General features: G+C 62.3%; 19 protein-coding genes and 1 pseudogene. 14 read left to right on the top strand and 6 right to left on the bottom strand.

The genetic code is table 11. From position 1 onward, the window contains the following. Nucleotides 1-114: 114 nt before the first annotated feature. The 5 genes and pseudogenes from B9A97_RS11855 (at nucleotide 115) to B9A97_RS11835 (ending at nucleotide 5,354) form a co-directional block, all read left to right on the top strand. Nucleotides 115-1,217, top strand: a pseudogene (locus B9A97_RS11855) (LLM class flavin-dependent oxidoreductase). A gap of 142 nt (nucleotides 1,218-1,359) precedes the next feature. Beyond that, the gene (locus B9A97_RS11850; RefSeq protein WP_084365522.1) at nucleotides 1,360-2,541 is read left to right on the top strand and encodes an acyl-CoA dehydrogenase family protein; all 1,182 of its coding nucleotides are present in this window, start codon (nucleotides 1,360-1,362) and stop codon (nucleotides 2,539-2,541) included. Nucleotides 2,542-2,594: 53 nt separating this feature from the next. Beyond that, on the top strand, nucleotides 2,595-3,155 hold the full coding sequence (gene msuE, locus B9A97_RS11845; protein WP_084365521.1) for an FMN reductase: 561 nt from the start codon (nucleotides 2,595-2,597) through the stop codon (nucleotides 3,153-3,155). A gap of 130 nt (nucleotides 3,156-3,285) precedes the next feature. Further along, the gene (locus B9A97_RS11840) at nucleotides 3,286-4,293 is read left to right on the top strand and encodes a C-terminal binding protein (RefSeq protein WP_084365555.1); all 1,008 of its coding nucleotides are present in this window, start codon (nucleotides 3,286-3,288) and stop codon (nucleotides 4,291-4,293) included. Then, nucleotides 4,290-5,354, top strand: coding sequence for an LLM class flavin-dependent oxidoreductase (locus B9A97_RS11835; RefSeq protein WP_084365520.1), 1,065 nt, complete (start codon nucleotides 4,290-4,292; stop codon nucleotides 5,352-5,354). The genes B9A97_RS11840 and B9A97_RS11835 overlap by 4 nt, the downstream gene beginning before the upstream one ends. A gap of 154 nt (nucleotides 5,355-5,508) precedes the next feature. Here the strand turns inward: B9A97_RS11835 and B9A97_RS11830 are convergent, their stop codons facing one another. Then, nucleotides 5,509-5,697, bottom strand: a complete 189-nt coding sequence (locus B9A97_RS11830) for a hypothetical protein (RefSeq protein ID WP_084365519.1) — start codon at nucleotides 5,695-5,697, stop codon at nucleotides 5,509-5,511. Between the two features lie 561 nt (nucleotides 5,698-6,258). On the opposite strand from B9A97_RS11830, the gene B9A97_RS11825 reads away from it, so the two are divergent. From B9A97_RS11825 to B9A97_RS11815, 3 genes are read left to right on the top strand one after another with little or no spacing between them, the layout of a single operon-like run. After that, the gene (locus B9A97_RS11825; protein WP_084365518.1) at nucleotides 6,259-7,212 is read left to right on the top strand and encodes a sulfonate ABC transporter substrate-binding protein; all 954 of its coding nucleotides are present in this window, start codon (nucleotides 6,259-6,261) and stop codon (nucleotides 7,210-7,212) included. Then, nucleotides 7,212-8,051 carry an ABC transporter permease subunit gene (locus B9A97_RS11820; protein ID WP_084365517.1) on the top strand — a complete coding sequence of 280 codons (840 nt, stop codon included), beginning with the start codon at nucleotides 7,212-7,214 and terminating at the stop codon, nucleotides 8,049-8,051. The genes B9A97_RS11825 and B9A97_RS11820 overlap by 1 nt, the downstream gene beginning before the upstream one ends. Then, on the top strand, nucleotides 8,051-8,815 hold the full coding sequence (locus B9A97_RS11815; protein WP_084365516.1) for an ATP-binding cassette domain-containing protein: 765 nt from the start codon (nucleotides 8,051-8,053) through the stop codon (nucleotides 8,813-8,815). Before B9A97_RS11820 ends, B9A97_RS11815 begins: the two co-directional genes overlap by 1 nt. Nucleotides 8,816-8,848: 33 nt before the next feature. Here B9A97_RS11815 and B9A97_RS11810 read toward each other — a convergent pair whose 3' ends face one another. After that, nucleotides 8,849-9,607: an SDR family oxidoreductase gene (locus tag B9A97_RS11810; protein ID WP_084365515.1), complete on the bottom strand. Its 759-nt coding sequence runs from the start codon at nucleotides 9,605-9,607 to the stop codon at nucleotides 8,849-8,851. Nucleotides 9,608-9,700: 93 nt separating this feature from the next. Here B9A97_RS11810 and B9A97_RS11805 point away from each other — a divergent pair, with 93 nt between their 5' ends. Continuing rightward, the gene (locus tag B9A97_RS11805; protein ID WP_084365554.1) at nucleotides 9,701-10,594 is read left to right on the top strand and encodes an AraC family transcriptional regulator; all 894 of its coding nucleotides are present in this window, start codon (nucleotides 9,701-9,703) and stop codon (nucleotides 10,592-10,594) included. Between the two features lie 157 nt (nucleotides 10,595-10,751). After that, nucleotides 10,752-11,642, top strand: coding sequence for a DMT family transporter (locus tag B9A97_RS11800; protein ID WP_244564190.1), 891 nt, complete (start codon nucleotides 10,752-10,754; stop codon nucleotides 11,640-11,642). Nucleotides 11,643-11,707: 65 nt separating this feature from the next. On the opposite strand, the gene B9A97_RS11795 is transcribed toward B9A97_RS11800, so the two are convergent. Further along, nucleotides 11,708-12,145, bottom strand: coding sequence for a DUF1489 family protein (locus B9A97_RS11795; RefSeq protein WP_084365513.1), 438 nt, complete (start codon nucleotides 12,143-12,145; stop codon nucleotides 11,708-11,710). Nucleotides 12,146-12,232: 87 nt separating this feature from the next. Beyond that, entirely contained in the window at nucleotides 12,233-13,633 is a 1,401-nt protein-coding gene (locus B9A97_RS11790) for an L-serine ammonia-lyase (protein ID WP_084365512.1), read from the bottom strand. A 589-nt stretch (nucleotides 13,634-14,222) separates the two neighbouring features. On the opposite strand from B9A97_RS11790, the gene B9A97_RS11785 reads away from it, so the two are divergent. The 3 genes from B9A97_RS11785 (at nucleotide 14,223) to B9A97_RS11775 (ending at nucleotide 16,431) form a co-directional block, all read left to right on the top strand. After that, a complete protein-coding gene (locus B9A97_RS11785; RefSeq protein ID WP_084365511.1) occupies nucleotides 14,223-14,915 on the top strand; it encodes a DUF599 domain-containing protein in 693 nt (230 codons plus the stop codon). A 67-nt stretch (nucleotides 14,916-14,982) separates the two neighbouring features. Then, nucleotides 14,983-15,945, top strand: a complete 963-nt coding sequence (locus B9A97_RS11780) for a DUF1624 domain-containing protein (protein WP_244564189.1) — start codon at nucleotides 14,983-14,985, stop codon at nucleotides 15,943-15,945. 12 nt (nucleotides 15,946-15,957) lie between these two features. Further along, entirely contained in the window at nucleotides 15,958-16,431 is a 474-nt protein-coding gene (locus B9A97_RS11775; protein ID WP_084365553.1) for a methyltransferase family protein, read from the top strand. Between the two features lie 21 nt (nucleotides 16,432-16,452). Here the strand turns inward: B9A97_RS11775 and B9A97_RS11770 are convergent, their stop codons facing one another. Continuing rightward, nucleotides 16,453-16,839: a MerR family transcriptional regulator gene (locus B9A97_RS11770; RefSeq protein ID WP_084365509.1), complete on the bottom strand. Its 387-nt coding sequence runs from the start codon at nucleotides 16,837-16,839 to the stop codon at nucleotides 16,453-16,455. 57 nt (nucleotides 16,840-16,896) lie between these two features. Next, on the bottom strand, nucleotides 16,897-18,324 hold the full coding sequence (gene mgtE / locus B9A97_RS11765; protein WP_084365508.1) for a magnesium transporter: 1,428 nt from the start codon (nucleotides 18,322-18,324) through the stop codon (nucleotides 16,897-16,899). Between the two features lie 231 nt (nucleotides 18,325-18,555). On the opposite strand from mgtE, the gene B9A97_RS11760 reads away from it, so the two are divergent. Beyond that, nucleotides 18,556-19,047 carry a peptide deformylase gene (locus B9A97_RS11760; protein WP_084365507.1) on the top strand — a complete coding sequence of 164 codons (492 nt, stop codon included), beginning with the start codon at nucleotides 18,556-18,558 and terminating at the stop codon, nucleotides 19,045-19,047. Nucleotides 19,048-19,097 lie beyond the last annotated feature (50 nt).

Genomic DNA, 19,097 nt, shown 5'->3' with positions numbered 1-19,097 from the left:
AACACCCCAAATGCCCGGCAAAACAACAGCCGGGCCACAGAACCGCCGTCTGCAAAAACCAAAATCCCAAAAACTCGGCTTTATGCAACGGTCCCCCAAAGGGAGAATGAGCCCGTGACTGCCGAATTCATCAGCGCCAGCTTCGCCAACGAATCCAATGATCTCCATCCGCTGCCCGATGCGCCGGTGGACGCGCGTTTCCTGGAGCGTTGTGCCCGCGCGCTCGACGACTACGGGTTCAACTACACCTTGATCCCCTATTCCTCATCGTCGTTCGACCCCTTCACCCTGGGTGCCACCATCCTGGCGCACACCAAGAACATCAAGATCATCGTCGCCCTGCGACCCAACACGGTCTATCCGACGGTCGCGGCCAAATCGCTCGCCACACTTGACCAGTTGAGCGGCGGGCGTGTCGTCGTGCACTTCATTGCCGGCGGCAGCGACGAGGAGCAGGCCCGCGAAGGAGACTTCCTCAACAAGGAAGAACGCTACGAGCGGCAGGAGGAATATATCCGCATTCTCCGCCTCGCCTGGACCTCCACCACCCCCTTCGATTTTGACGGCAAATACTACCAGTTCAAGCAGTTCCGCAGCGCCGTGCGCCCCACCAACGGCCTCATTCCGATCTCCCTTGGTGGCTCGTCCGACGCCGCCTACCGGATCGGCGGATCGCTATGCGACATCTTCGGCCTCTGGGGTGAGCCGCTGGCCGAGACCAAGCAGCAAATCGATCGCATCTATGCCGAGGCGGCCAAGGCAGGACGCATAGACCGCCGCGGATCTGGGTCACCTTCCGCCCGATCATTGCCGAGACCGACGAACTGGCCTGGGCGAAGGCGCACCGGGTTCTCGACAAGCTGAACGAAAATCGCCAGAAAGGCCTGACGCGGGCACCGATCAATGCCGTTCCGCCGGCGAATGTCGGCTCGCAACGGCTGCTGGACATCGCCAAACGCGGCGACGTGCATGACCGCGCCCTTTGGTATCCGACCGTCACCGCCACCAATGCCAGCGGTGCGACGACCGCACTGGTCGGTTCACCCCGCACGATCGCCGATTCCATTCTCGACTATATCGATCTCGGTGCCGATCTCATCTCGATCCGCGGCTACGACAACTACAATGATGCCGTGGACTACGGCCGCCATGTCCTGCCGCTGGTCCGCGAGGGCATCCGTGAACGGGAAGACGCCAAACGCAAGGCTGCGGCCTGAGGTCTGACACCCGTGCCTCCCTGGCGCGCCGCGATCTCTCCCTCCCTGCGGCGCGCCACCACATCAGGTCTCGCATCCGAACCCGTCGCGAGACCGCAGCACTGCCTTGGGCACCCGCCCTGGATCCGGAAGGCCGAGCCTCATGTCCCAAGACCTCTTCGTAACCGATGACACCGTGCGCGCGCTGGCCGATGCGGCTCCGGACGCCGATCGCACCGGCGCCTTTCCCTGGGCCGGCATCCAAGCCGTCCACCACGCCGGCCTGCTTGAAAGCACGGTCGCAAGCCGCTATGGCGGCAGGGGCAGCACCCTGAAACAGGCAGCGCAAATTCTGGCGGCGCTCGGCCGCGGCGATCCCTCGGTGGCGCTGATCAGCGCCATGACGATCTTCAACCACCTTGGCCAGGCTGCCAAAAGCCATTGGCCTGAACATCTGTATCGACGGCTTCTCGACGAGAGTCGGCAGCGTCCGCTGCTCCTAAACGCAGCGCGGGTCGAGCCGGAACTCGGATCGCCAGCGCGCGGCGGCCTGCCGGCGACGCTGGCAAGGCGAACCGCAAGCGGCTGGTCGATCACCGGGCGCAAACGCTTCGTGACCGGGGCACACGGCCTCACGCATTTCCTCGTCTGGGCCCATACGGACGAAGCGTCGCCGCGTGTCGGCACATTCGTCGTTCCCAACGGCCTTGCAGGCATCGAGGTCATCGAAAACTGGAAAAGCCTTGGCATGCGCGCCACCGGCTCCCACGACGTCCAGTTTACCGATGTCGAGATCCCGGCAGAGGATGTGCTGGAGTTGGTCGATCCCTCGGTGGCGCAGCAGGACAACCGCGGCCATGCCGCCATCTCACTGGCCCTCACCGCGCTCTATCTCGGTGCTGCAGAGGCCGCACAGGAGGTCTTCATCCGCTTTGCCCATGAGCGCGTGCCGACCAATCTCGGCCACCCCATTGCGCGAACCGAGCGCTTCCTGACGCTGTCGGGCGAGATCGATCTTCTGGTTTCCGGCGCGCGGCAGATCATTTTCGGCGCGCTGGAGAATAGCCACGGCGATGCGGAACAGATGATCCGGGCGCGGCTGCTGGCCGGCCGACAGATCCGCGACGCCGTGCAGATCGCCGTCCGGGGCATCGGCAATCCGGGCCTCAATGCCGACATCGCCCTCGAGCGCCATTTCCGCGACGTTCAGTCGGTGCTGGTTCATGCGCCCCAGGAAGACACCTCCGTCACGATGCTCGGTCGCGCCGCCTTCGATCGCTGGCAGCGCGGGCAAGCCGACCAAACGAAGCCATCCGCAAGCCTTGCCCTGCTGAAGACCGCCTGACGCAGCCTGCGGCGGGCCAACTTTCCATGACCAGACATTCGAAGGATTTGTCCATGAGCAACAATCTGATCGTCGGTTTCTCCGGCAATATCTCCCGCCCCTCCAGTACGCGGCGTTTTGTCGAGCACGTGACGGAAAGCCTGGCCCACCGCGCCGGCCTGCAGCACAAGGTCTTTGACGTCGAAGACCTCGGCGCATCGCTGGCAACGGCACGATCCGTCGCCGATCTTGATGGACAGGCCCGCGGCATTGTTCAAACCATCATCGAGGCGGATGCGCTGGTGATCGGTTCTCCCACCTACAAGGGCAGTTATGCCGGTCTGTTCAAGCATGTCATCGATCTGCTCGACCCTGCAGACCTCAGGGGAAAGCCTGTGATCCTGACCGCCACGGGCGGCGGCGACCGTCACTCGCTCGTGGTCGAGCACCAGTTGCGACCGCTCTTCGCCTTCTTCGAGGCCTTTGTTGTGCCAACGGCCATTTACGCCTCTGGACGCGACCGGATCGACGGCCGCCTGTCACCGGCCATCCTGTCGCGTGCCGACCAGGCCGTCGCCGAAGCCGCACTCTTGCTGGACTCCCGGCAGAGCACAACGGCCATCGCTGCCGAGTAGCAGGCGGCCCCCCGAACGCGCTCCGCCGACCGCGTCTTCGCCGGCCTGATCATGGTCATCCTTTCGGTCACCCGGTGAAAGACGTGTGACCGGATGGGGCATCGTGCGCTGGCGCCAAGGACCATCTGACATGACGACGAAAGCGAAGTTTGTGGTCGGGATTACCGACCACATGATCGGAACGCCTGATCTTGAGGCGGAGGTGTTGGGTGACGATGTCGAGATCGACTTCTTCGGCAGCACCGATGAGGCGCAGTTTTCGGCCGCCCGCCTTGAACGGCTCGATGCCCTGATGGTCTGGGGCGCTCGTCTCGGCCCGCAGAGCATTGCCCATCTGAAGCGCTGCAAGGGCGTGGTGCGCTATGGCGTGGGCTACGAAAAGATCGACCTTGAGGCCCTGGCAAAGGCCGGCATTCCCTTCGCCAACAATCCGGATTACGGCACGGAGGAAGTTGCCGACCACGCCATGGCCATGATCCTTTCCCTGCACAGGCGGCTTTGGGAGCATGATCACAAGGCGCGCGGCTACCGGAACAACTGGCAGGTCAACAGCCTCAAGCCACTGTCCCGCTCGAACCCGGCAACAGCAGGCGTTGTCGGCGTCGGCCGCATTGGGACGGCGGTCGTGAACCGCCTCAAGCCCTTCGGCTTCCGCATCCTCGGCTATGACCCCGGCCAGCCGCCAGGGCATGAAAAAGCCATCGGCTACGAACGCTGTGAGCGGCTGGACGCGCTATTTGCCAGCGCCGACGTCATAACCTTGCATTGCCCGGCAAATGCGCAAACACGCGGACTACTGAACGCCGACAGGCTGGCCCGCATCAAACCCGGCACCATCATCGTCAATACGGCGCGTGGTGAACTCATCGATCTCGATGCGCTGGAGGCCGCACTTCGCAGCGGCCATCTCGCCGCCGCCGCGATCGACGCGCTGCAGCAGGAGCCGCCGGGTGACCACCCTCTCCTGTCGGCATGGCGCGCTCGGGAGGCGTGGCTGGCGGGACGGCTTGTCATCACGCCGCACAATGCCTTCTACTCCGATCACGCGGCAATCGAGATGCGCCGTAATGCCGCCCGAACGATCAGGATACTGCTGGACGAGGGAAGGCTTCGCAATCAAATCACGGTATCCTCATGACCCGATCCGAGTTCTTCTGGTACATCCCAAACGACGTGAAGGCCGGCCACCGCGGGGATGACGCAGCGCCTGATCACAACAGCCTCGACACGCTGACCGCCCCGGCCAGGGCGATGGAGGCCCATGGCTGGAAAGGCGCCCTGATCGGCACAGGCTGGGGGCGACCGGATACATTCACAGTGGCGACGGCGCTGATGGCGCGGACGAGCAGCTTCGAGCCGCTGATCGCCATCCGCCCGGGATATTGGAAGCCGGCGAATTTCGCAGCCGCGGCCGCAACTCTCGACCACCTCAGCCATGGGCGCGTGCGCGTCAACGTCGTGTCCGGGCCGGATGACCTCAAGGCCTATGGCGATCAGGAGGGTGACCAGGCCCAACGCTATGCACGCACCAAGGAGTTCATGCGGCTCGTGCGCAGACTGTGGACGGAAGAAGGCGTCACCTTCTCGGGTGAGTATTTCCAGGTTGAGGGATCAACGGTTCAACCACGCCTCAGGCAGACCGAGGATCGCCCCCATCCGCCGCTCTATTTTGGCGGCGCGTCAGAGGCCGCCGAGCGGGTGGCAGCGACGGAAGCCGATGTGCAATTGTTCTGGGGAGAGCCGCTTGACGGTGTGCGGGAGAGGATCGGACGACTACGGGATCTGAGCGCAACGCTTGATCGCGATCTGCCACCACTGCAGTTTGGCCTCAGGATCACGACCCTCGTTCGCGAGACCTCGCAACAGGCCTGGGCAGATGCCGAAGCGAAAGTGGCGAAGATGGCCGAGGGCGCCGCCGGCAACTGGCAGGATCATCGCCACGGCATTGCCACTGGCCAGCGGCGTCTTCTGGAGTTGAGCGGCAGAGGCGACATCCTGGATGACAACCTCTACACGGCACCAGGAAAATACGGCGGCGGCGGTGCCGGCACCACCTGGCTGGTCGGCTCGGCGGAAGAGGTGGCACGGGCCCTGCGCAACTACCAGGTGCTGGGGATCACCCATTTCATCCTGTCCGATACGCCCTACCTGGAAGAACTCGAGCGCCAGGGAAAAACGCTTCTGCCGCTCATGCAATGAGGATGCTCAAAATGAGCAGATCACACTGTTCGACAGCCCAGCGGTGAGATCGCGGCTGCAAACCAGATGCGGCAAGGCCAATCTTCGGATCTGTCTTAGAGCCATTCACCGGCAGGCCGCCCGGGCTCGTGCGCCTGGCGGCGGCAACCGCTCATCACGCGGCCATGGGTTTCGCTTCGATCAGATGCTCGCCGATCGCGCGCTTGAGCTCTGTGACACTGGCAAAAAGCCGGTTGTCGAGGTCGATGACGTGAAATTTCACCGCGATGAAACGCAGCTTGTCGTTTTGCGGGACGACGATACCAACAGGTATGCCGCCAAATTCAACTGTTTGCCGTTGCATGGGCCTGCCTCTCATGGGGATGTTGATCTTCCAGAAGGGTGATGGCGCTTTTGCTGGCCATCGGGGAACCATCCATGGAAGAGCAACACATGAAACCCTGGACGCCAGATGCGATGAGGCTGCTGGAAACGAAAGCAACTGACGAGGTGACCATGTGAACTCCTGTATGTTTTCTACTTAAATAGTAGATTATTTTCCGGATTTCGCAACCGGGATCACGCAGCAAGAGGAAAATAAAACTAAAGCGATCACATCAAGATCAAAAACGAGAACAAAAATTTCCCGTTTGCGGCCAAGGCGCCAAATTTATCTTGCGATTGACACAAACCTTCGAGCGCGGTCTCGTTCGCGGACGGAGCCATCCTGACATGCGGGAAAAGGGATCCGCCGCGCCCGTTTGCAAAGCCGTTTCACGCGAACCCGCGCCAGCGCAGTTAAATTTTCCCACAGCTGCCGCCCGGCGGGGTCGATTATTGCTATAAAATCTACGTATTTTATGTGATTTTTTGATTGTGCTGCCGGAGGTCGGCTGGCGAACAGAAACAAACGGGAGCTTTCTTGATGCGTATTTCCAGGCGAAATTTCACGGGACTGCTGGCGGGCTCCGTTGCCCTGCCGCTCATCGGCGGTGCGCCCGCAATAGCAGCCGACAAGGTTGTCCGCATCGGCTATCAGAAATATGGCACACTCGTCCTGCTGAAGGGCAAGGGCCTGCTCGAAAAGAAGCTGGAAAAGATCGGTTACACGGCGCAATGGACCGAGTTCCCGGCCGGACCTCAGCTTCTGGAAGCGCTGAATGTCGGCGCGGTCGATTTCGGCTCGACCGGTGAGACGCCTCCGATTTTCGCTCAGGCCGCTGGTGCGCCGCTGGTCTATGTCGCTCATGAGCCGCCCGCGCCCCGCGGCGAAGCCGTTCTGGTGCAAAAGGACAGTCCGATCAAATCGGTGGCAGACCTCAAGGGCAAGACCGTCGCGCTCAACAAGGGCTCCAACGTTCACTATCTCCTGGTGAAGGCACTTGAGGAAGCGGGGCTTGCCTATAGCGACATCAAGGTCTCGTTCCTGCCGCCGGCCGATGGTCGTGCCGCCTTCGAGCGGGGCGCGGTCGATGCCTGGGTAATCTGGGACCCCTTCCAGGCCGCCGCCGAAGTGGCGATCGAGGCACGCGAACTGCGCAATGGCGAGGGCATCGTGCCCAACCACCAGTTCTATCTCGGCGCAAAGCCCTTTGTTGAAGCGCATGCGCAAGCGGTTGACGTGCTGATCGAGGCGAACAGCGAGATCGATGTCTGGACCAAGGCGAATACCGCTGCGGCCGCGGCAGAACTGGCTCCCTCCGTCGGCATTCCCGAGCCGGTGCTGATCAAGGCGCTCGACCGCCAGTCCTACGGCGTGCGGCCGCTCGACGAAACGGTCATGAAGCAGCAGCAGGCGATTGCCGACACCTTCTTTGACCTCGGCCTCATTCCCAAGAAGCTCAGCATTGCCGATGTGGTTCGGAAAGGCGGCGCCTGATGGCGGAGACGGCGCTGACAGGATATGCCCAGCGTAGGGAGGTGGCGACACCTCCCTTACGGCTCTCGCTATGGCGGGCCTTCGCGCCATGGGCCTTGCCCGTGGGGCTGCTGGTGATCTGGGAGATCGCGGCGCGAAGCGGCTTCGTCACCGCCCGGCTGATGCCGGCGCCAAGCACCGTGGCCGTTGCCGGCTGGACTGCGCTTCTGGATGGCAGCCTGATCTATCACACGCTGGTATCGACCAAGCGCGCCCTGATCGGCCTTGCCATCGGCGGCGGACTGGGTTTTGCCCTGGGCATCGTCAACGGCCTTTGGAAGCCAGCCGCAACACTGCTCGACAGCACGCTGCAGATGGTGCGCAACGTGCCGCATCTGGCGCTGATCCCGCTCGTCATCCTGTGGTTCGGCATCGATGAAACCGCCAAGATCTTCCTGGTCTCGATCGGCGTTTTCTTTCCGATCTATATCAACACCTTTCATGGTGTGCGCACCGTCGATCCGCAGGTCATCGAGATGGCCAAGATCTACGGCCTCGACCGCAAGGCGCTTGTCACGCGCATCATCCTGCCCGGTGCCCTGCCCTCCATCCTGGTCGGACTGCGCTATGCGCTCGGCTTCATGTGGCTGACTTTGATTGTCGCCGAAACGATCTCGGCCAATAGCGGGATCGGCTACATGACGATGAATGCGCGCGAATTCTTCCTGACGGATGTCGTGCTTCTCGGCATAATCATCTATGCGCTGCTCGGCAAGGCTGCCGACAGTCTCACGCTCCTCATCGAGAAGCGGGTCCTTTCCTGGCATCCGGCCTACCAGGGCGACGGGGAGGCGCGGTGATGGCAGCCGTTCAATCCGTATCCATCGACAGCCCGCCTGCGTCGGCGACAAGCACCGGCGGCCTGCCGATAAGCCTAGCCGGCGTCGAAAAGTCCTTCAGCCGCCTCACGGTGCTCAAGCATTTCAATCTGACCATAAAGCCGGGTCAGTTCGTTGCGGTGGTTGGCCGGTCGGGCGGCGGCAAGTCGACCCTGCTTCGGCTGATCGCCGGACTGGACCGACCGACCGCGGGACAGGTTCTGGTCGACCAGAAGCCGGTTGAAGGCCTCAATCCGCATGTGCGCCTGCTGTTCCAGGAGGCGCGGCTGGTGCCATGGCAGCGGGTCGTGGAAAATGTGGGCATTGCCCGCGGCCACAACTGGCGCCAGGACGCGCTCGCCACCTTGAGCGATGTCGGACTGGAAGGACGCGAAAACGATTGGCCCTCGGTGCTTTCAGGCGGCCAGAAACAGCGCGTCGCATTGGCCCGCGCTCTGGTCAGCAAGCCATCCCTTCTTCTGCTGGACGAGCCCTTCGGCGCGCTTGACGCGCTGACCCGGATCGAGATGCACAAGCTCCTGGACGGCATCTGGCGCAGGCGCGGTTTTACCACGCTGCTGATCACGCATGATGTCGCCGAGGCCGTCGCACTGGCCGACCGCGTCATTGTGCTGCGCGAAGGGTTCATCGCACTGGACATCTCCATTGACCTAGAAAGGCCCCGCCGCGAACTGGCCGACGCCCGCGCCGTGGAACTGCAACGGCAGATCCTAGAAGCGGTCTGAAGTCCGCGCGAGCAGATCGGAGCGGGTCAGCCTTCAGCCACCAACCGGCATCGCATCCCGCATCCAGGCTTCCGCATCGGCTCCGGCGGCAATCCAAGCCGGTGCGTCGGGCTGCGTCACCGCCTGCCAGACGGAATCGGCGACGTCGGCTGGCGTGGTCGATAGCGGCGAGCTGCGCAGGTCTGTCAGATAGCCATGAACGAAATCGGCATAGGCTTCGGGAATATCGAAGCCCATGCGGGCGACCGCGTTCTTGCCGAACGAGGTGGCCGGTGCCGAGCCAGGCAGGACGAGACGCACGGTCACTCCAAACTGGGCGGCTTCCACGGCGAAGCTTTCCGAGAAGCCGTTGAGGGCGGCCTTGCTGGCGGTGTAGACGGAGAGCGCCGGCAGTGGCCTGAGCGTCACGCTCGAACTGACATTGACGATCACACCTGCCCCGCGGGCGCGAAACTGCGGCATGACGGCCTTGGCCATGGCGATAGCGCCGAGCACATTGGTTTCGAAAACGTCACGCGCCTTGTCCATGTCGGTTCCCTCAAGCGCATTGAGCAGGCCGACACCCGCATTGTTCAAGAGGGCGTCAAGCGGCCCGGCCTGCGCCACGGCATGGGCAATGCTCGCGGCATCCGTGACATCGAGTGGCAGCACCTCAATGCGGTCATGTCCAGCGAAGAGATCGGGCTGGGGTACACGCATGGTCGCAACGACATCCCAGCCCTCGCCGGCAAATCGATTGGCGATGGCATGGCCGAAACCGCTGGAGCAACCCGTTATCAGTATCCTTGGCATATCTGGTCTCCTGTTTGACGATCTGGAAGATAGACGCCGCGTTTCGGATGATCTATGATCAGAAGTCTGCTTATGTTTCGCGAAAGTCCTGACATGTCTGATCCACTGGCCGAAATCGTCACGCTGCTGAAGCCGGTTCCCTCCATTGCCAAGCTGGTCACGGCGGGTGGAACATGGCTCGTGGAGCGACGCGAACTCGGCACGCCGTTTTATTGCGCTGTCGTGGACGGTCATTGTCTGCTCACCATCCCAGACCGAGCGCCAGTTCCCTTGGGTCCTGGCGATTTCGTTCTCGTGCCGGACGTCCACCAATTGACGTTGAGCAGCCTTCAACTGCCACCGCGGGGAACGCTGCCGCAACGGCTGGAAACGAGCCCGGGTGTCTTTCGGCTGGGCGATCCGGCCGGTCCCGTTGAGTTGACGGCCATGGTCGGACACTGCGCCTTCCAGTCGGGCGACAGGCGATTGCTGGTCTCGCTTCTGCCGGATGTCATCCATGTGCAAGGTCAGGACCGGTTCATGGATCTCGTGCGGATGATACATGCCGAAACCGTGGGCGGACTGGCAGCGCGGGACATGATCCTGAGCCGGCTTCTGGAGGTGCTGCTGATCGACGCGCTGAGAAGCGCAGGCGGCAACACGACATCACCTGGGCTGTTGCGAGGGTTGTCGGATGGCAGGCTCGCCCCGGCCATCCGACGCATCCACGCGGAGCCGGGAGCCGAGATCACCGTCGAAGGCCTGGCGGAAGCAGCGGCGATGTCGCGATCCAGTTTCTTCGATCGCTTCCGGCGTCAGATGGGCGTGGCACCCATGGAATATGTGACGGGCTGGCGCATGGCGCTCGCCAAGCAGATGCTGCAGCAAAGGGACGCGTCCCTGGCCGAGATCGCCGAGAGCGTCGGCTATGCCTCCGCCAGCGCCTTCAATGTGGCCTTCTCCCGCCATGTGGGAATAACGCCAGGCGCTTTCGCGGGCCGCCACTGATCGGGGAGCCTTGTCCAGGACCACGACTGTTTTTCGCCGACCTTGCCGGTCGCGCGCTTGCGATGGTGCCTGAAACTGCCTATTGGCCTCTGCCGAAGACGCGCGCCTGGCCTATGCCGGCGGAACGCGGCTCAGGCAGCAATGAAGGCATTCGGTGGTGGCAGTCACAGAAAATCCCAGGGTCGGAATAGCCCTGCGCATCCTATCCGGATTCCTGTTTGCGTGCATGGGCATCTGCGTCAAGGCGTTGTCGGAGCATGTGCCGGTCGGGCAGATCGTGTTCTTCCGATCGGCCTTTGCCCTTATTCCGCTTGTGATCTTCCTGTGGCTGCGCGGGGAGTTTCCGGGCGGGCTGGCGACGAAACGACCCTTCGGCCATCTACTGAGATCAAGCCTCGGGGCAGCGGCCATGTTCGCCTCCTTTGCCTCGATCGCCCGGCTGCCGCTGGCGGAGGCCACCTTGCTCAGCTATCTGTCCCCCGGTTTCACCAGCGTAGCCGGCGTGATGCTTTTATCGGAGCGCGTCACGGTGTGGCGAGTTGGCGGCGTTCTCGTTGGCATGGCCGGGGTCATGGTGCTGGTCTGGCCGGAGGTCGGCCATGGCGACATGGACGAAGTGCGCATGTGGGGCTACATTTTCGGGCTTCTGATGGGCATGCTTACCGCCTTCGCCCTGATCATGGTCCGCAATCTCAGCCGCACGGAAAGCCCGGGCGCGATCGCCTTCTATTTCGTCATCGCCTCGATGATCGGCGGCATCCTGACGCTGCCATTCGGCTGGGTCATGACGGATGCGGAAGGCTTGTTCTTGCTCGTCCTGGCAGGCTTGCTCGGCGGTCTCGCCCATATCTCCATGACGCTCGCCTTCCGTCACGCCGAAGCTTCCCTGCTGGCGCCATTCGAGTATCTGGTTATCCTCTGGCCCGTGCTGGCGGACCTGCTGCTGTTCAAGGCGCCGCTATCTTACGCTTTTATCTCGGCCCTGCCACTGGTGCTGGCCGGAGCGGCCCTCGCTGCCATGGAGGAACGGCGGCGGCGCCAGGCGTGATGTCACCGGCCCAAGGCACTCGCCCATAGCCCGTCCGGGATATCTATCCCTGAGCGGCCGGCGCTTTACAGCAATCCCAGCTCGGCGAGTTCCCGCTTGAGGTCTTCGGGCATGGACTCAAGATCGGCCCCCGATGCGCCGAGGTCGCGCGGTGCCGAGTCGGCATCCAGATAGCGCCAGCCCTGGAATGGCCGGCGGGGCGCCGGTTGCGTCTCGATCACCTCCGGGCCGAGCACCAGTTCACAACGGGTGATGCCGTCATCGCCGGTGAAGGGCCGGATATCGAGGAGTTTCTGGCGGGCGGCCACTTGGCCCTTGATGATCCAGTAGAGCGATCCGCCGTCGAGCAGTTCGTCGATGCGCTTGGGCACCATGCGGGTCACATGGCCGGACTGCGGCGGCTTGCCGATCGCGACCGACATCAAGGCGCGCTCGGCGACCCATTCCTTGAGGTCATCGAGACTGTCTGCACCCACACAGAGCTTGATCAAATGAAGCGCCATGCGGTGGTGATAGAGTTTTGTGCCGCAGCGTCAAGCCTGCGGCACCCTCGCCTCACCGGCATCCACAGGCGCGGATCGTCGCAGCCGTCAACATTCCACGACATTGACGGCGAGCCCGCCCAGCGATGTTTCCTTGTATTTCTCGTTCATGTCGTTGCCGGTCTGGCGCATCGTCTCGATGCAGGCGTCCAGCGGCACGAAATGTTCGCCGTCGCCCTTCAGCGCCAGCGAAGCCGCGGTGACGGCCTTGACTGCCCCCAAGGCGTTGCGTTCGATGCAGGGCACCTGCACCAGGCCCGCCACCGGGTCGCAGGTCATGCCCAGGTGATGTTCGAGAGCGATTTCTGCCGCGTTTTCGATCTGCTCTGGCGATCCGCCCATCACGGCCGCGAGTCCGGCCGCCGCCATGGCCGAGGCCGAACCCACCTCACCCTGACAGCCGACTTCCGCGCCGGAGATCGAGGCATTGTGCTTGATGATCCCGCCGATCGCCGCCGCCGTCAGAAGATAGTCGCGAATCCCCTCCTGGTCGGCCTCGGGGTGGAAATGCAGGTAGTAGCGGATCGTCGCCGGCACCACACCGGCAGCACCATTGGTCGGCGAGGTGACGACACGCCCGCTGGCCGCATTTTCCTCGTTCACCGCCATGGCATAGACGGACAGCCAGTCATTGGCGAGGACCGGGTTCAGCCGGTTGGAGCGCCATTCCTCCTGCAGTTTGTCATGGATAGACTTGGCCCGGCGCCGCACATTCAGCCCGCCCGGCAGGCGACCGTCCTGCCGCAGACCACGATCGATACAGCCGCTCATCGCGTCCCAGATGCGATCGAGACCGGCATCGAGGTCGTCGCGCGACATCACCGCTTCTTCGTTTGCCCTCTTCATCTGCGCGATGGTGAGGCCCGATGCACGGGCCATGTCGAGCATCTCGCGCGCCGAGGCGAAGGGATAAGGAACGTTGCGGGTCGCAGCCGCCTTCTTGTTCCTCTGCATCGCTGCAAGCTCTGTCTCCGTCACGACGAAGCCGCCGCCGATGGAGAAATAGACTTGCGTCAACAGCAGGCGTCCGTCCTTGTCGAAGGCGGACAGACGCATCGCATTGGCATGGCCGGGAAGCGGCGTCTTCTTGTCATAGACCAGGTCTTCCCTCGGCAGGAACCGATAGCCGGGATGTCCTGGCGGCGTGACGCGGCCCGTCCGCTCCACATCCGCGATGATGTCCTCCATCCGGTCCGGATCGACGGTATCAGGCGCTTCCCCCATCAAGCCTATGATGACGGCATTGCCGGTACCATGACCGATGCCGGTATAGGCAAGCGATCCGTGCAGGCTCGCCTTCAGGGCGGTTACCTGCGCGCCGGCCGGGCGGGGCCAGTCGTTTGAGAGGATGAGATCAAGGAACCGGCGTGCCGCCGTCATTGGCCCCATGGTATGGGAGCTGGACGGACCGACGCCGATCTTGAAGACATCGAAAACCGAGAGAAACATCGCCGCACCCCTTGCCTGCCGAACCGTGCCGAGAGGCTATGCTATCACAGGGCGGCAACAAGGCGATGCATCGACATCGGCTGGCATGGGCGCGACATGCTCATCGCCGTAGCGCAGCCTTGAAACGAAAACAGCGCGGCTGGGACGGCCGCGCTGTTCAGCAAGAAGACAATACCGATAGGGATCAGAAGTTGCCGATGAGGTAGGCGACTGCGAGAATTCCTGCAAATCCGATCAACGCACGAACGGTAACACCCCAGCAAGACTTCTGGATGCTGTTTTCCATACTTACTCCAATTGGGTCAGTCAGTGTCCGAAAGCCGTCCCCCGACGCTTTCTGTAACATGCATGTATTAAAACTCCGGCCTGTTCGCAACCGCAAAAACGGCAGAAAAGTGGCGCGTCCTGTGGACCTCGAAGCGGCCGGGAGAAAATGCAAATGCAAATCATGGCGTTAACGATCCGGTTACGACTTTAACGAATATCAGCAATGCATATTTTCGTCACAGGTCTTGCCGCGAATTAAAGAGTCTTGCGGGAAGACGGCCACGGCGCCTAAATATCCCGACTCGTCCCCGGGAATCCTCACATGACCACCCTCGATTATGTTGCTCTCGCGCTGTTCGGCGCCATGTGGTTCGCCTTTGCCTGGGTCACCGCCAAGTCCAGCATCTTCGGCCGTCGAAGCCTGACCCAGTTGATGGCAGAGCGGCGCCGCGAATGGATCATGAATTCGATTACCCGCGACCTGAAGATGATCGACACCTCTATCCTTGCGGGTCTGCAGAACGGCACGGCCTTCTTCGCCTCGACCTCGATCCTTGCCATCGGCGGCTGCTTCGCACTTCTGGGCGCCACCGAACAGGTGGATGCGGTATTCCGCGACCTGCCGATCGCGATCCAGGGTGGGCGTCCGGCCTTCGAAATGAAGGTCTGCGGACTGACGATCTTGTTCGGTTATTCCTTCTTCAAGTTCGGCTGGTCCTATCGACTGTTCAACTACTGCACGATCCTCTTCGGCGCCTTGCCGATGATGGCCGAATCGCAGGCCCATCCCCACAAGGCCCAGGTGGCAGCGGAACGGGTGGTGCGCATGAACATCATTGCCGCCAAGCATTTCAATGCCGGATTGAGGGCGATTTTCCTGTCAATCGGCTATCTCGGCTGGTTCATCAGCCCCTATGTCTTCATCGCGTCATCAGTGTTCATTTTTGTGATCCTGCTGCGCCGGCAGTATTTCTCCGAGGCTCGCGAGGCCATCCTTGGGGATTGGCCGTCATGAAAACGCCGCGATTTGACGATCTGGCGAGGCCCTACCCGGAAACAAGACCATCAAGGCAGGAACGTTCTTGACGAACGACATCGGCAGCAAGATCACCGTCCCGGGGCGCATCGGCATTGTGGACAGCCTCCGTGGCGCGGCGCTGGTGGCCATGGCCACCTACCACTTCACCTGGGATCTCGAGTTTTTCGGTTATCTCGATCCGGGGACCTCAACGCAAGGCTTCTTCCGGCTTTACGCCAGGGCAATCGCCAGCAGTTTCCTGTTCCTGGCGGGCTTCGGCCTCGTTCTGGCCCATGGCAGAGGCATTCGCTGGCAGTCCTTTGGCCGCCGGTTTGCGATGATCGCGGCAGCGGCTCTTGCCATCAGCGCGGCAACCTACTGGTTCGTGCCCGATGGATGGATCTTCTTCGGCATTCTCCACGCGATTGCGCTGGGAAGCCTGATCGGCCTGGCCTTCCTCAGTGTTCCTGCGCCGATAACGGTGCTGGTCGCCCTGGGGGCAATTGCACTTCCACAGTTTTATCGCTCAGAGCTTTTCGATCCGTCATGGCTCGCCTGGATCGGCCTGTTCCAGTCCCCGCCCCGCTCCAACGATTTCGTTCCGCTGCTCCCCTGGATTTCCGCGGTACTGTTTGGGATTGCGGCCGGCAAACTGGCTGTCGCAAGGGAATGGCTCCCGTCGCTGGCCAGGCTGCCTTCGGGACCTCGCCTGTTGAACTTCGCCGGCCGCCACAGTCTCGCCTTCTATCTCCTGCATCAGCCGGTGCTGATAAGCGTGGTCTATCTGGCGAGCCTCATCGCGCCGCCGGCGCCGGCCGATCCGGTCGCGGGATACATCAGCAGCTGTGAAGCCAGTTGCGTCACCCAAGGCGAAAGCGCGCCCATCTGCACGAGGTTTTGTGGATGCACCCTGGACAAGCTCATGGAGCAAGGCCTGTTTACGCCGCTCCAGTCTGGCGCAATACAACCGAGCGAAGATGCAAGGATATTGGAACTCGCGCGTGAATGTACAGCAGTCAGCCATTGACAGGACATGATCATGAACGCCTATCGCCTGAAGCCGCTGAACTTCCCCTGGCCACCGCTGCTTTACGGCAGCGCCATCGCCTCCGCCTTGCTGCTTGACCATTTCGTCGGCGTGCTGCCCTCCACCGCGGGAGAACCGCTCTTGTGGATTTCAGGCGGCCTGCTCATCCTGCTGGCAGTTGGCCTCGATCTCTGGGCGCTCATCACCCTCTGGGCGAGCCACACCACGGCAATGCCCCATCGCTGCGCCAGCCGCCTCGTGACCGGCGGGCCGTTTCGCTTCTCCCGCAATCCCATCTATCTCGGCTACACGCTGATGACGGTGGCATTCGGGCTTCTGACCGGCAATGCCTGGTTCTTCGTTACAGCGCTTGTCGCCGCAATCTGCACCACGGTTTTTGCGATCCGCTGCGAGGAAATGCATCTGCTTGCCCGCTTCGGCATCGATTTCGAACGCTATTGCCAGCGCACCCGCCGCTGGATCTGATTTTCGGAGCGAGGAAGCCCGTCAGGTCCCGACACCGATCTCAACCAGGCGGGTGAGGCAGGCCTCCTCGGCATTGTCGAGTTCGGCCAGGGTCTCGTCGATATCCTTGCGCTTCTGCCTTAGCTCGTCGCGCTTCTCATCGATCTTCTTCATCATCAGCTTCAGCTGACCGATTTCGCCCGGCGGTTCCTTGTAGACATGCACGATTTCGCGGATTTCCGCGACGGTGAAACCAATGCGGCGACCACGCAGGATTTCCTGCAGCAGGCGGCGGTCGGCAGCACGATAGAGACGGGTGCGACCGCGGCGCTCGGGATGCAGCAGTCCCTCGTCTTCATAGAAGCGCAGGGTCCGCGTCGAGACACCGAATTCACGGGTCAGTTCCGTTATGCTATAATGCTTCTTCACGTCGGTTCCAATTCATTGGGAACTGACATCATATTGACTATTACGTAAAAGTCAATTTTACCCGCCGGCGCTGATCCGGAACCACCAGGTCGCCAGTCCCAAAAAGGCAAAAAAGCCTGTGATATCCGTGACCGTGGTGACGAAGACGGCCGACGACACGGCAGGGTCTGCCCCCACACGATCGAGCAGCAGCGGAATGAGAATGCCGGCAATCGCCGCAGCCAGCATGTTGATCAGCATCGCCGCGGCGATGATCCCGCCGATATTGGGATCCTGGAACCAGAACCCAGCAACAAGGCCGATCAGCAGACCGAAGACCATGCCGTTGAGCAGGCCGACCCCGGCCTCGCGGCGCACCACGCGCCAGGCATTGTGAATGTCGAGATTGCGGGTCGCCAATGCCCGCACAGTGACGGTCATGGTCTGCGAGCCGGCATTGCCGCCCATGCCGGCGACGATCGGCATCAACACGGCAAGCGCGACGATCTGCTCGATGGTCGCCTCGAACAGGGAAATCACCGACGCTGCCAGGAAGGCGGTCAAGAGGTTGACCGCAAGCCACGGCACGCGCGAGCGGGAGGTCTCGGCGATGGTATCGGACAGTTCCTCATCGCCGACGCCGCCGAGGCGCATCAGGTCTTCCTCTGCCTCTTCCTGGATCACGTCGACGACGTCGTCGATGGTCAGAACGCCGACAAGACGCTCGTTCTCGTCAACCACGGCGGCCGACAAAAGGTCGTATTGCTCAAAGAGTTGCGCGGCCTCTTCCTGGTCCATTTCGGCCGGGATCGGGTGATTGGTCTCGCGCATGATCGTCTCGATCTTGGTTCCCCGCTTGGTGCGCAGGATGCGGTCGAGATCGACGGCGCCGAGCAGCTTGAAGGTCGGATCGATGACGAAGATCTGCGTGAAGCTTTCCGGCAGGTCCTCCTCGTCGCGCATGTAGTCGATCGTTTGCCCGACCGTCCAGAACGGCGGCACGGCAACGAATTCCGTCTGCATGCGCCGGCCGGCCGAGCTTTCCGGATAATCTAGAGCCCGCTTCAGCCGGACCCGCTCGGTGAAGGGCATCTGCGCAAGAATCTCGTCCCGGTCTTCCTGGTCGAGGTCTTCAAGAATGTAGACGGCGTCGTCCGAATCCAGATCGCCGATCGCGGCGGCGATCTGCGAATTCGGCATCTGCTCGACGATCTGCAGGCGGATGCCTTCATCGACCTCGGTCAAGACCGTCAGGTCGAAATCGTCTCCCAGCAGCCGCACCAGTCCGATGCGCTGGTCGGGCTGGATGGCCTCGATCAGGTCGCCGAGTTCCGATTCATGCAGTCGCGCCACATGCTGGCGCAGGAACAGCACGTCGCGGTCGGCAATCGCCGCACCGACCAGCGCGAGAAAATCCGAGCGGATCGAGCCGTCCTCGGAATAGATGTCGTCGCTTCCCTCGTCCACTTGGGAACGCTGGCGGTAGTCCGTTCCCGTGTCCGTCATCGTCCGCCCCCGGCTTTGTTATGATCTGCGGCGGAGATTCCCGTCCGGCCGCGAGAATGGCGCCAAAAAACCTATTGTCAACAACCGGATAGCACGTCCGCCTTTGCCCTACCCAATTGCCCGCGACCGGACCGGGGAACGAATCTCCCGGACGCCGATTCGACCTCATCCACGTTGCCACCACCGAATGCAGGAATTATTAAGGCCGCAGCAAAAAGGCCTGGACCATCCATGACATTGACCATCCTCCGCTATCCCGATCCCGGCCTGACAAGGACCTGCGCGCCGGTCACCGATTTCGGTCCCAAGCTGCGCGAATTCGCCGATCAGCTCTATGCAGCGATGCGTGCGGCACCGGGTGTGGGCATAACGGCCGCCCATGTGGGCCACTTCCTACGCCTCGTCGTGCTGGACCTGCCGGAGCTTGGTGGGCGGCGCGATTTCGTCAACCCCCAGATTCTGTCCCAGTCATCGGAGATGATGAGCCATCAGGAAGGCAGCGTCTCCATGCCGGGAGCCGTTGACATCGTCACCCGGCCCGCCGCGATCCGGCTTTCGTACCAGGATCTTGAGGGCATGCCGCACGAGGTCGACATGAGCGGCTTTCCGGCCATCTGCATGCAGCACGAAATCGACCAGTTGGACGGGATTTTCTGGCTGCAGCGCCTCTCCAGGCTGAAGCGGGAGCGGCTGATAAAGAAATGGCAGAAGGAGCAGAGGTGACGGGCCTGTCAAACGGCCTGCCCCGCTGAACCAAAACCCGTCTGCCGCGT

The sequence above is a fragment of the Rhizobium sp. RU36D genome, from assembly GCF_900176345.1.
GTDB lineage: Bacteria > Pseudomonadota > Alphaproteobacteria > Rhizobiales > Rhizobiaceae > Allorhizobium.
The sequence above is the reverse complement of the archived record's forward strand: the minus strand, read 5'-3'. Positions and strand labels throughout refer to the sequence as shown.

Coding starts and splice junctions, on each gene's coding strand:
- B9A97_RS11835 (WP_084365520.1), top strand. CDS start 4,290: ATGACCCGATCCGAGTTCTTCTGGTACATCCCAAACGACGTGAAGGCC.
- B9A97_RS11840 (WP_084365555.1), top strand. CDS start 3,286: ATGACGACGAAAGCGAAGTTTGTGGTCGGGATTACCGACCACATGATC.
- B9A97_RS11785 (WP_084365511.1), top strand. CDS start 14,223: ATGACCACCCTCGATTATGTTGCTCTCGCGCTGTTCGGCGCCATGTGG.
- msuE (WP_084365521.1), top strand. CDS start 2,595: ATGAGCAACAATCTGATCGTCGGTTTCTCCGGCAATATCTCCCGCCCC.
- B9A97_RS11795 (WP_084365513.1), bottom strand. CDS start 12,145: ATGGCGCTTCATTTGATCAAGCTCTGTGTGGGTGCAGACAGTCTCGAT.
- B9A97_RS11850 (WP_084365522.1), top strand. CDS start 1,360: ATGTCCCAAGACCTCTTCGTAACCGATGACACCGTGCGCGCGCTGGCC.
- mgtE (WP_084365508.1), bottom strand. CDS start 18,324: ATGACGGACACGGGAACGGACTACCGCCAGCGTTCCCAAGTGGACGAG.
- B9A97_RS11760 (WP_084365507.1), top strand. CDS start 18,556: ATGACATTGACCATCCTCCGCTATCCCGATCCCGGCCTGACAAGGACC.
- B9A97_RS11830 (WP_084365519.1), bottom strand. CDS start 5,697: ATGCAACGGCAAACAGTTGAATTTGGCGGCATACCTGTTGGTATCGTC.
- B9A97_RS11825 (WP_084365518.1), top strand. CDS start 6,259: ATGCGTATTTCCAGGCGAAATTTCACGGGACTGCTGGCGGGCTCCGTT.
- B9A97_RS11820 (WP_084365517.1), top strand. CDS start 7,212: ATGGCGGAGACGGCGCTGACAGGATATGCCCAGCGTAGGGAGGTGGCG.
- B9A97_RS11815 (WP_084365516.1), top strand. CDS start 8,051: ATGGCAGCCGTTCAATCCGTATCCATCGACAGCCCGCCTGCGTCGGCG.
- B9A97_RS11775 (WP_084365553.1), top strand. CDS start 15,958: ATGAACGCCTATCGCCTGAAGCCGCTGAACTTCCCCTGGCCACCGCTG.
- B9A97_RS11805 (WP_084365554.1), top strand. CDS start 9,701: ATGTCTGATCCACTGGCCGAAATCGTCACGCTGCTGAAGCCGGTTCCC.
- B9A97_RS11810 (WP_084365515.1), bottom strand. CDS start 9,607: ATGCCAAGGATACTGATAACGGGTTGCTCCAGCGGTTTCGGCCATGCC.
- B9A97_RS11790 (WP_084365512.1), bottom strand. CDS start 13,633: ATGTTTCTCTCGGTTTTCGATGTCTTCAAGATCGGCGTCGGTCCGTCC.